Raw genomic sequence first — 11,361 nt, forward strand, 5'->3', positions numbered from 1 at the left:
TCCAATGGTCCCATGAGCACAGAAGCCCCGCCGTCCGCTCCGCCCGCCGTCCCAGCTTCCCCGGTACTGCCCGCCGCCTCCGATCCCGCCCACCAGGGCTTTGCGATCCGCATCGTCGGTGCCGCCGCGTTCGCGCACCTGCTCAACGACATGATCCAGGCCGTGCTGCCGGCCGTGTACCCGATGTTCAAGAGCCAGTTCGCGCTGACCTTCGGCCAGATCGGCACCATCGCGCTGGTCTACCAGTTCACCGCCTCGCTGCTGCAGCCGTGGGTGGGCATGTACACGGACAAGCGCCCGCTGCCCTACCTGCTGCCCTCCGGCATGATCGCCACCTTCGTCGGCATCGGCATGATGGCCATGGCCAGCAGTTACGAAATGCTGCTGCTGGCCGCCGCCGTGGTGGGCGTGGGCTCGGCCACGTTCCACCCGGAAGCTTCGCGGGTGGCGCGCATGGCCTCGGGCGGGCGTTTCGGCACCGCGCAGTCCACCTTCCAGGTCGGCGGGAATACCGGCTCGGCCATCGGCCCGCTTCTGGCCGCTGCCGTGGTGATTCCGCACGGCCAGCGCGCCATCGGCTGGTTCCTGCTGATCGCCGCCGTGGCCATCTTCGTGCTGTTCCGGCTGACCGGTTGGACCGTGCGCCACGGCCAGGCCAAGATGAACAGCCTGGCGCGCTCGCATGGCATCGGCCTGAGCCGCGGCAAGGTGGTGCAGGCCATCGCGGTGATCGCGGTGCTGATGTTCGCCAAGTTCGTGTACATCGCCTCCATCACCAACTACTTCACCTTCTACCTGATCGAACGTTTCCACCTGAGCGTGCAGCAGAGCCAGATGTACCTGTTCGTGTTCCTGGCGTCGATCGCGCTGGGCACCTTCATCGGTGGCCCGGTGGGTGACCGGATCGGGCGCAAGGCAGTGATCTGGATTTCGTTCCTGGGCGTGGCGCCGTTCGCGCTTGCCCTGCCCTATGCCAATCTGATGGGCACTGCGGTGTTGGCCGTTGCCGTCGGGCTGGTGATGTCATCTGCGTTTGCCGCGCTGGTGGTGTATGCGCAGGAAGCGGTGCCGGGGCGTGTCGGGATGGTGTCCGGGCTCATGTTCGGGCTGATGTTCGGTATCGGTGGGATCGGCGCGGCCGGGTTGGGCAAGCTGGCTGACATCCATGGCATCGTGTGGGTGTATCACCTCACTTCGTTCCTGCCGTTGTTGGGGTTGGCTACTGCGTTTCTGCCGAAGACCAACGGGCGCTGACATAGTTGCCGACTAACAGTCGGCACTACCGTTTCGCGTCAGACTTTTCGCGTTATTGGAAGCTGACAGCTGCAGATCGCTAGCTAACGATCGACGGGAAATATCACTCCGGCCCACAAGTGCCGTGAAGATCAATTGGATATCCAGCGTGCGCCGAAATACGCTGCTCAGCCTCCGCACTCCATTGCGGATGCCGGAAAGTAATTCAACTTTCCAGCCAGGAGCAAAGCGAGACTCGGCAAATGGATTGTCCAATGCAAGCAAGTGTTACCCGTAGAGTTCCGTCGCGCTCGCCCTGGGCGCGAGCATCGCCCCCTGAGATTGAGGCCTGCCTCAGCTCAGCCTGCCTTGGCGGCGAAGTTGCGTGACCAACTTCACGCTCTATCGTCCGAAGAAGCCGAGCCAATTCGCGGCCATGGTTCGCGCACTGGATGGAAGTAAGCCGTACATCTACTCACATCCAGCCTCTCTCCAGGGGCTTGACGCTCCGTCCCGAGCTGCCGGCCGCATATCGTGCGACCTGCTCTTTCTGATTGCCCGAAGAATTGAGGCATTGAGCAGCGGGGGAAAAGCAATGCAGCATTTGACCAGGAAGTTCTCCATGCGCAACCACAGGCTCGTGTTGTCGATCTCAATCATGATAGTCCTGACGACAAGCGCAGGCTGCGTTCGGCACGAGAACGCACCGGCAAAGGAAGCGGAATTGGAGAAGGCTGCCCAGGTGGCGTCCGAGCCCAGTGCGGACAATTCCTCAGCGCCCCCTCCTCCTGGCAGCTCAACTCCATCGCAGGAGCTTTTGTCATTGGCATACATCTGCGAAGCGGGTCCTGTTTGCGACGCGGATATTCTCGGCGCAAGTACACCCGAAGAGGCCCGGTGGCTGTTACAGAATGGGTTTCCATCCTCCGAGCTGCTGAATCGACTCGAGGCCATGTCAGATCGTCAGCTGAAGCGCGAGGCTGATAGAGGCTCGCTGGCGGCGATGGTCAACTATGGCCAACGATTGGCTTCGCAAGGGGATACCGATGCTGGTCTCGTGTACATCTTCGATGCGACTCAGCGAGGCAGCATCTATGGTTATTACGCAATGTCGAGAGTGTATGGGACACCGGGATTGGGCGGCATCGTAGAGTCTGGCGCGTATCTGAGAGTCGCCTACATTCTCGGTGATTCCAAGGCAAGTGACGAGCTGCAGCGGCGCTTTCCTGGACTGCAGCAGATGGAACAGGCGGCCATCGACCGACGCGCGTCACAGCTGTACCAGTCGTTTGCCCATTCCCGGCAACCAACGCCGCGCCCCTGATTGATACAGATGTCTCTCGCTGCCGACCCAACGGTCGGCAGCTTCAGTGCTTTGCCGACCGACATTCAGCACTACCGTCAGCACGACCTTTCGCTTGGGTGGCGGGGATCCGGCCAGCGGCCGGCACTACTCGAAGAACTGGCTGGGCAGCTGGCCGAATCGCTTCTTGAACATGGCGGTGAACGCGCTGGGGCTGGCGTAGCCTTGCGACAGCGCTACGTCGATGACCTTCTCGCCATGGGCGAGGCGTTCGAGGGCGCGGACGAGCCGGATCTGCTGGCGCCATTGACCGAACGTCATGTGCAGTTCGCGCGCACACAGGCGCTGGATCGTCTTGGCGTCCACGCCGAGGCGAACGGCCCAGTCCTGCAGCGTGGAAGCGTCGTCGGGCGCGGCGTCCCAGTGCTGTGCGATCTGCTGCAGGCGCGGGTCGACCGGTTCCGGAACATGCAGTGGCAGCACCGGCAGCGCCTGCAGTTCATCCAGGATCAGCTGCATGAGATGGCCGTCGCGCGAGTCCGGAACGTAGGGCTGCTCCACGATGGCGGCCGCACCGATCAGTTCGGCCAACAAGGGTGTGATCGACACGGTCGCTGCGCTGGGCGGCGCATCGGCGATGGCCTGCGGCAGGATGTACAGGCTGCGCATGCGCACCGCGCCGATGCAGCTCACCTTGTGGCCGATCCCGGCCGGCATCCAGATCGCGCGCGTGCTGGGCACCACCCAGCGGCCGGCGCCGGCCTGCACCACCAGCACGCCGGAGGCGGCGTAGACCAGCTGGTGGCGGTCCGGATGGTGGTGCAGCGGAATCACCGTGCCGGCGGCGTAGTCGCGCGCCCGGCACAGCACGGCGGACTCGGGGCCCAGCGGCAGACGCTGGCCTGCAGCGTCGACCGGCGGGATGTCTTTTTTCCGATGAGGCATGGGCAGATACCGCGAAACAACCACCCCGCAACTCTAGCCCCGCCCGCGCCGCCACTCAACCACACGATCACGGCACGCGCCCTACCCTGCACCCATGCGTCGTTTCGCCCAAGCCATTGCCGAGCCGGAATCGGTCCCCGACGGACTGCCGCGCGAGCTCGCCACTGCCGTGGCCGCAGCGCCGGACCGCTACAACATCGGCAAGGGGTCCACGGCATCGGTGCTGGCCCGCAATGCCGATGGCGAGCTGATCGTAACCGACATGGTCTGGGGCCTGGTGCCGCGCTGGTCGAAGACGCCGGATACGCCCTACACCACCGTCACCGCCCGGCTGGATCGGGCGCCGGGCAGCCGCATCTTCGCCAAGGCCTGGGCCGAACGCCCGTGCGTGATTCCGATGACCGGGTACTACAAGCTGGACCGCCAACGCCGGCCGCCGTGGCCGCTGTTCGTGCAGCGGCGCGATGGCCTCGCCCTGTTGGCCGCCGGCATCTGGGAGCACTGGGAGGACGGCGACGGCCACGCGATGGATTCCTTCAGCGTGCTCACCGCACCCAACCGCGCCATTCCGGAACCGCTGACGCCGGATGGGCCGGTGTTCCTGTCCGCCGAGCTGGCAATGGCATGGCTTTCCGGTGCCGCCAACACCCCTGCCTCGCTGCGGGTACGCTCGCCGGCACTGGAGGCGTATCCGGTCGGACGCGCCTTCCGCGACCTCAAGCGCGACGACTACACGCTGCTGGAACCGGTCGACCCGGACGTGGAAACGACATCGCCGCCCCCGGTGGACGGGGACGGCGATGGCTGGGACGAGGACAGCTGAGCGGCGTCAGCGCGACATCGAGTACGGCTGTTCCGCGCCCTGCCCCGGCCATGCCTTGTTCGGCGTTGCCTGCAGGGTGAAGTGCAGTTCGCCGCCGGCCAGGATTTCCGCATGGCGCAGGAACGTGCGGTTCAACGGCTTGCCGTTGAGCGTCACCGAACCCACGTACTCGTGGCCCTTGCCCATGCCGTCGGTGGTGATGCGGAAGGTCTTGCCGTTGGGCAGGTTCAGCACCGCCTTGGGCAGGAACGGGCGGCCGATGATGTACTCGGCGCTGCCCGGTGCCACCGGGTAGAAGCCCAGCGCGGTGAACACATACCAGGCCGACATCTGGCCCAGGTCGTCGTTGCCGGCCAGGCCATCGGGGCGGTCGGCGTACTGGGTGTCCATGATCTGCTTCAAGCGCGCCTGCGCGCGCCACGGCTGGCCCGCGTACGAATACAGGTAGGCCACGTGGTGGCTGGGCTCGTTGCCGTGCGCGTACCAGCCGATCAGGCCGGTGATGTCTTCCATGTGCTCGAAGATGGACGGATCCACCTTGGCATCGAACACCGCATCCAGCCGCGCCAGCAGCTTGTCAGCGCCGCCGTGCACTTCGGCCAGGCCGGCCACGTCCTGCGGCACGTACCAGGAATACTGCCAGGCGTTGCCTTCGGTGTAGTCGGTGCCGTAACCGCTGGCGCTGGGATCGAACGGGGTGCGGAAGCTGCCGTCACGCTTGCGTGCGCGCATGAAGCCGGTTTCGGCGTCGAAGGCATGGCGCCAGTTGCCGGCGCGCTTGTCGAACTCGGCCGCCACATCCGTCTTGCCCATGGCCGTGGCCATGCGCGCGATGGTCCAGTCGTCGAAGGCATACTCCAGCGTCTTGCTGGCCGCCTCGCCCTCTTCGTCGATCGGCACCCAGCCCAGCTCGCGGTACTGCGCGATGCCATCGTAGGGGCCGTAGTTTGCGGTGGTCACCATCGCCCGCAGCGCCTTGTCGGCATCGAAGCCACGAATGCCCTTGACGTAGGCATCGGCGATCACCGGCACTGCGTGGTAGCCGATCATGCACCAGGTTTCCTGGCCATGGAACGCCCACACCGGCAGCATGCCGTAGGCACTGCTGTGCTGGTGCGCGAGCAGCGAATTGACCATGTCGCTGGTGCGCTGCTCCGGCTGCACCAGGGTCAGCAGCGGGTGCAGGGCGCGGTAGGTGTCCCACAGCGAGAAGGTCGAATAATTGGTATAGCCCTCGGCGCGGTGCACGGCGTTGTCCGAGCCACGGTACTGGCCGTCCACGTCCATGAACAGGGTCGGGCCGAGCAGGCTGTGGTACAGCGCGGTGTAGGCGCTGCGTTTGTCATGCGCGGGGGCCTCGATGTCCAGCACCGACAGCGCCTGCTGCCATTGCGTGCGGGCGTCGGCGCGGACGCGGTCGAAGTTCTGGTCTTTCGCTTCGGCGTCGAGGTTGGCGATGGCGCCCGCTTCGCTCACCGAGGAGATCGCCACGCTGACCACCAGCGGGGCATCGAGCTTGCCGAAGTCGAACGTACCGACCAGCTGGCGGCCTTCGATCTGCGGGCGCTGCTCCGGGTGGTTGTGGCCCGGCGGCGGGAATCCCTTGTAGGCGATGTCGGTTTCAGTGTTGTGCAGCGCGTGCCCGGTGAGCGGGCGCGAGAACCGCATGGCGAAATACAGCTGCCGGCCCGGTGCCCAGCCGCGGGTTTCGCGGAAGCCGGTCACGGTGCCGTCCTCGCGCAGGCGCAGGCGCGACCACAGGATCTTGCCGGGGTAGTCGTACAGGCTGGTGCGCAGGTCGAGCAGCAGCTTGGCTTCCTCGCCCTTCGGGTAGGTGTAGCGATGCACGCCGGTGCGGGCGCTGGCGGTGAGCTCGGCGCGGACCTTGTAGTCCTGCAGCGTCACGGCGTAGTAGCCGGGCTCCGCTTTTTCATCCTTGTGGTCAAAGCGCGAGGCGTAGCCGCTGCGCGGCTTTTCCGGATCGCCACGCTCCAGGCCGGGGTCGCCGGTGAACGGCATCACCAGCACATCGCCCAGGTCGGAATGGCCGCTGCCGGAGAAATGGGTGTGCGAGAAGCCGACAATGCTGCTGTCGTCGTGGCGGTAGCCGGCGGCCCAGTCGTAGGCCTTTTCGCGCGGCTGGATGCGGGTGTCCGGGCTGAGCTGGACCATGCCGAAGGGCACCGTCGCGCCGGGATAGGTATGCCCCTCGCCACCGGTACCAATGAATGGATCCACGGCGGCGTAGGCGCGTTCGCCTGCACTCTGCGGCGCCGCTGCTGCAGTGCCTGCCACCAGTATTGCGCCCATGGCCAGTGCCACCAACCCCGACTTCCCCGCTCTGCTCATATGGATTTAGATCGATTCAAGGTGAACCGATCCTAGCATTGGTTGTCCCCGCGCCGCATGTTGCGGCGCGGGGGCGTGCTTGGGGTGAATTAGCTGGGGTTGCCACGCAGGGCGTGGCACTACGCCGGGGTGGGGTCGTTCGGAAGTGCCGGCCGGGGTAGCGTCGGCTGGGTGGCATCCACCGTCACCGGCTCGTCGCTGCGCAGCAGGGCGTGGGCTTCGGCTTCGCTGGCCACCGCCGGCGGCGAGCCGCGCAGTGGCAGGTTGGCGGTTTCGTTGACGAACAGCATGGTGACCAGGCCGATCACCGCCGCGCCCATCAGGTAGTACGCCGGCACCAGCGGGTCGCCGGTGCGCTCCACCAGCCAGGCGGTGATCAGCGGCGTGGTGCCACCGAACAGCGACACCGAGACGTTGAACGCGATCGACAGCGCGCTGTAGCGCACCGGGGTGTAGAACAGCGCCGGCAGCGTGGACGGCATGGAACTGGTGAAACACACCAGCGCCAACCCGAGCAGCATGAGGCCGAGGAAGATCAGCCCGTCGTGGCCGCTGCCCACCAGCAGCAGGCACGGAATGGCCAGCGCGAACAGCGCGATGCACGCGCCGATGATCATCGGCCGGCGGCCCAGGCGGTCACTGAACAACCCGCCCACCACGTTGAGCGGCATCATCACCAGCATCACGATGATGATCAGCAGCAGGCCCTTGCTCTCGGCATAGCCCATGGTCACGCTCAGGTAGCTGGGCATGTAGGTGAGCAGCATGTAGTCGGTGACGTTGAACACCAGCACCAGGCCCACGCACTTGAGCAACTGCGGCCAATGCACGCGCAGCAGCGCGCCCAGCCCCGGGCGTTCGAGGTCGCGTTTGTCGGCCTCTTCGGCATAGGCGCGGAAGGCCGGGGTCTCTTCCAGCTTCATCCGCATGTACAGGCCGAGCAGGCCCAGCGGACCGGCGATCAGGAACGGCAGGCGCCAGCCCCAGTCCAGCATCTGCGTGCTGCTCAAGGCCATGTGCAGCACCGTCACCGTGGCCGCGCCGGCGATGTAGCCGCCCAGCGTGCCGAACTCGAGCCAGCTGCCCATCAGGCCGCGGTTGCGGTCGGTGGAATATTCGGCGATGAACGTGGCCGCGCCGCCGTATTCGCCGCCGGTCGAGAACCCCTGCACCAGGCGCGCAAGCAGCAGCAAGGCCGGGGCCCACATGCCGATGCTGTCGTAGGACGGAATCAGGCCGATGCTGAAGGTGCCCAGCGCCATCAGGATCATGGTGAACGCCAGCACTTTCTGGCGGCCGTATCTGTCACCCAGCGGCCCGAACACCAGCCCACCCAGTGGGCGGACCAGGAACGCCACGGTGAAGGTGGCGAAGGTGGCGATCAGCTGCGCGGTCGGGCTGCTGGCGGGGAAGAACACCTGGCCGAGCGTGACCGCAAGATAGCCATACACACCGAAATCGAACCATTCCATCGCATTGCCGAGCGCGGCGGCACCCACGGCTTTCTTGAGCATGGGGCGATCGACCACGGTGACTTCGTCGACCTTCATCTGGCGGCGGCGCTTGAACCACCCGAAATGGGCATGTGCGGCATGCAGTTCCTGCATCTGCTTTCTCCTGGAAGCAGGGTCATCAACGCACCCGAGGTCCCGCGCAAGGCACAGGTAAGCACCGCCTCTGGAGGAACGCAGCACGAGGCGCGAAGAGGGGTAACAACAGGCGTTCCCGGACGGCCGCGTGGTACACCACGGCGCTGCAGGAAGGATGACCGAGAGACGGGCAATGGCCCGAGGCAATGATCAAGCTCACATGTTACCACAGTGTGTGCATGTGGCCCTTATCGATTCTTCACATGTTGTCCAAACGCCTTGTTTCAAGGCGTTTTGCAGCCATCGGTAAAGTTGGGGCAATCGTTGACGTCCATTGGTAGAGTCGGTTCCCGAACGACTGCCCTCAGCGCTTCCGCGTTCGGTAACGCATGGACTGTGCCGAGGCAGAAGCGTGATGTCGCCGACGGTCATGCCGTAATCGAATGTTGGCAATTCCACGGCGGTCGATTGGGATGCGACCCTACCGCTCTGCATCAGGCCCCGCTTTGCAGTTCCATCGCGCGCATTACGATGGGCTTGGCCCAATCGGGCGTCTGCAGCAGATCGATCACCGTGACCGGAAAATGCAATCCCTCGCGATCCAGCTGCAGCAGCGGCAGCGGTGCCGCCCTGCCCTTTGCATCGGCGGGCGCGCTGTTGTCGTACACATGCAGCTCGGCAAGATGCGGCAGCAGTTCGATCAGGTTTTCGCGCGCGGAATCGAAACGCGCGCGGATCTTGTCGTGCGGAATATCGTGTCCGCCCTGGCTGACCCGATCCGCCACGCGTTCGATGTGCAACGCCACGCTGTGCAGGCCGCACAACCAGATCGCCACGTCGTGGGTCTGGCAGGCATCGCGCAGCAGGCGCGGAATGGTGTTGCCGCCCAGCGTGGTTTCAAACGCAAAGTCGGTGCCATCGGCCATCGCCTGGCGCAGCCGTCGGGCGCCCTCGCTCCATGCTGCGGCGTTGGCCTCGTCCAGCGGCCAGCCCTGTTCCACCAGCCGCCGGGTGAAGCTGTCCGGGTTGAACCAGGTCAGCCCCGCGTCGCGCAGCCATGTGCCCAGCAGCGAACTTTTACCGGCGCCATTGACGCCGGCCAGTACCAGGATCCGCGCCACCGATCAGAGCGACGGGCCAAGGGCGGTCCTGCGCCCGCGACGGATCGGCTGGCCCATCACCTTGCCCAGCCCACCGTCGGTATTGAGGCTGGCCAGGGTGGTATCGAACTCCGCACGCAGGCGATCCAGCTCCCCCTGGCGCGCGTCATCCGGGTTGCCGGCCGCGCGGGCCAGCAGTTCCTGGTAGGCCTTGATGTCCACGATCACCGCTTCGGGGTGGTTGTGGTTGGTGATCACCAGGGCCTGCTTTTCGCGCACGGTGCGCATCAGGCTCGGCCAGCCCCGGGTCTTCACCGATGACGCAGTGGCCTTTTCAAGGCCGGGAACATCCAGGGGCAGGCTCATGACGGACATCCAGCGGAGGGATGTGGCCACTATACCCCTTTTGGGTAAATTGGGAATAAAGGGATATTCATCTACCCGAGGGCGCGTTCGAGGGCATCCATATCTGCCTGGGCGGTCGGGCGCACCACGCGCGCCACCTCCTGCCCGTCGCGCAACAGGACCAGCGTGGGCCAGAGCCTGACCGTGAAGGCGCGCCCCAGAGGGCGCCCCTTGCCGTCTTCGACCTTGCGGTGGTCGAGGCCGTGTTTTTCAACAAAGTCCCTCACCACCGGCTGCGCCGCCGCGCAATGCCCGCACCAGTCCGTGCCGAATTCCAGCAGCTGCCAGCCCGTGCCGGCCTCTACTTCGGCACGGGCAGGCTCCAGCAGATCGGTAAACCTGCGTGCGTAGGCCATGGCTCAGGCCGCCAGGGCGCGCTGGATGTCGTCCAGCGTGGAATTGGTGTAGTCCTTGGCGATCTCCTTCAGCATCCGGCTCTGTACTTCCTTGTGCAGCTGCGGCCGGATGTGGCCCAGCGTGGTCGGGTCGGCGATCAGGATCAGGTGCTCATAGCGGTGCTTGAGCGCGTGATCGTTCAACTGCTGCGCCAGCTGTTTGGCGAAGGTGGCTTCATTGAGCTGGGAAATGCTCATGTCCTTGGGCACTGCGCCGGAGGGCCCCTGGCCGGAGACGCCTTCGGCGCTGATGTCCTTGACCTCCAGTTCCTCCTCCTGCTTCAGCTGCAGCGTGCGGCCGTCGCCCACATTGGTGAACACGCGGGCCGAGCCGCCATCAGCGACGATGACGAGGGTACCTTTGGGGATCTGCAGGGTGGACATGGTTGAACTCCTTGGATGGAAAAACGGGCGATGTGTTGGCCCGCCCCCACCGTAGGCAAACGGATGTAAGCGCGGTGCATAGGCGCGTGTTCACCGTGTATGCAAGGGCATTCAGGGAGTCGGTCGGTCATTACAGTGTAAAATTCGCGGTTTTTGACCGGAACCATGGCGAAGAAGCAGCACCGCACGCCTGTCCCCGGCCCGCCCTTCATCCGGTTGCTGGCGGCGCTGGCCGACCGCAATGCCCCGCGTACCGGGCTCGACCTGTCCGACCGGCTCAGCCAGTGGATCGACTGGACCCGGGCCGTGGCGCTGTCGCGCGCGCTCGACGGGCGGCTGCCGGCCGTGGCAGACGCCGCACCCGGTTCCGTCGAGACGCTTGACGGGGAATGCGCGCGGGTACGCGCCACCCTGGTTGAAAGCATCACCGCCCCGCCGGCGGCAGGGAAACCGGCCGCGACCGACGCCACCGCCTACCGCCAGCGCTGTCTCACCGCGCAGCGCGCCATGCTCACCGCCACCGGGCGCCTGCGCGGCCTGCTGCGGGACCGGCTCAGTGCCGGGCCCGGAGACCTGCCCCGGTTGGCCGAGGTGGACGCCGCCATGGAGCAGGCGCTGAGCCCGCGCGAGCAGCAACTGCTGGCCAGCGTGCCGGTCCTGCTCGGCGCCCATTTCGAGCGTCTGCGCGACGACGCCGGCACCGCTGAGGTCGATCCCGACAGCGGCTGGCTGCACTTGTTCAGGAACGACATGCAGGCCGTGCTGCTGGCCGAACTGGATGTCCGTTTTCACCCCATCGAAGGCCTGCTTGCAGCGCTTCGCCCCCACTAACCGG

General features: G+C 65.7%; 11 protein-coding genes. 4 read left to right on the forward strand and 7 right to left on the reverse strand.

The features are described 5' to 3' along the window. The first annotated feature begins 12 nt into the window (after window positions 1-12). Together BAY15_RS10820 and BAY15_RS10825 are read left to right on the forward strand one after the other, a co-directional pair. Entirely contained in the window at window positions 13-1,254 is a 1,242-nt protein-coding gene (locus BAY15_RS10820) for an MFS transporter (protein WP_068852319.1), read from the forward strand. A gap of 364 nt (window positions 1,255-1,618) precedes the next feature. Further along, window positions 1,619-2,557, forward strand: coding sequence for a hypothetical protein (locus tag BAY15_RS10825; RefSeq protein WP_157771737.1), 939 nt, complete (start codon window positions 1,619-1,621; stop codon window positions 2,555-2,557). A gap of 126 nt (window positions 2,558-2,683) precedes the next feature. Here BAY15_RS10825 and BAY15_RS10830 read toward each other — a convergent pair whose 3' ends face one another. Next, complete coding sequence (locus BAY15_RS10830; protein ID WP_068852322.1) at window positions 2,684-3,481, reverse strand: AraC family transcriptional regulator; 798 nt, start codon at window positions 3,479-3,481, stop codon at window positions 2,684-2,686. A gap of 94 nt (window positions 3,482-3,575) precedes the next feature. Between BAY15_RS10830 and BAY15_RS10835 the strand changes: the two genes are divergently transcribed. Beyond that, window positions 3,576-4,304: an SOS response-associated peptidase gene (locus BAY15_RS10835; protein ID WP_068852325.1), complete on the forward strand. Its 729-nt coding sequence runs from the start codon at window positions 3,576-3,578 to the stop codon at window positions 4,302-4,304. Window positions 4,305-4,310: 6 nt separating this feature from the next. On the opposite strand, the gene BAY15_RS10840 is transcribed toward BAY15_RS10835, so the two are convergent. The 6 genes from BAY15_RS10840 to BAY15_RS10865 form a co-directional block, all read right to left on the reverse strand. Further along, window positions 4,311-6,614, reverse strand: a complete 2,304-nt coding sequence (locus BAY15_RS10840; protein ID WP_237334249.1) for a GH92 family glycosyl hydrolase — start codon at window positions 6,612-6,614, stop codon at window positions 4,311-4,313. Window positions 6,615-6,772: 158 nt separating this feature from the next. Next, window positions 6,773-8,260 (reverse strand): glycine betaine/L-proline transporter ProP, encoded by a 1,488-nt coding sequence (proP, locus tag BAY15_RS10845; RefSeq protein ID WP_068852330.1) that lies wholly within the window; start codon window positions 8,258-8,260, stop codon window positions 6,773-6,775. Between the two features lie 476 nt (window positions 8,261-8,736). Then, on the reverse strand, window positions 8,737-9,363 hold the full coding sequence (locus BAY15_RS10850) for a hypothetical protein (protein ID WP_068852333.1): 627 nt from the start codon (window positions 9,361-9,363) through the stop codon (window positions 8,737-8,739). Between the two features lie 3 nt (window positions 9,364-9,366). Then, complete coding sequence (locus BAY15_RS10855; RefSeq protein WP_068852335.1) at window positions 9,367-9,708, reverse strand: type II toxin-antitoxin system prevent-host-death family antitoxin; 342 nt, start codon at window positions 9,706-9,708, stop codon at window positions 9,367-9,369. 71 nt (window positions 9,709-9,779) lie between these two features. Further along, window positions 9,780-10,103 carry a thioredoxin family protein gene (locus BAY15_RS10860; RefSeq protein ID WP_068852338.1) on the reverse strand — a complete coding sequence of 108 codons (324 nt, stop codon included), beginning with the start codon at window positions 10,101-10,103 and terminating at the stop codon, window positions 9,780-9,782. A gap of 3 nt (window positions 10,104-10,106) precedes the next feature. Beyond that, a complete protein-coding gene (locus BAY15_RS10865) occupies window positions 10,107-10,526 on the reverse strand; it encodes a host attachment family protein (RefSeq protein WP_068852341.1) in 420 nt (139 codons plus the stop codon). 153 nt (window positions 10,527-10,679) lie between these two features. On the opposite strand from BAY15_RS10865, the gene BAY15_RS10870 reads away from it, so the two are divergent. Next, the gene (locus BAY15_RS10870; protein WP_208856099.1) at window positions 10,680-11,357 is read left to right on the forward strand and encodes a DUF3348 domain-containing protein; all 678 of its coding nucleotides are present in this window, start codon (window positions 10,680-10,682) and stop codon (window positions 11,355-11,357) included. Window positions 11,358-11,361: the final 4 nt, after the last annotated feature.

The organism is Stenotrophomonas rhizophila, assembly GCF_001704155.1.
Lineage (GTDB): Bacteria > Pseudomonadota > Gammaproteobacteria > Xanthomonadales > Xanthomonadaceae > Stenotrophomonas > Stenotrophomonas rhizophila_A.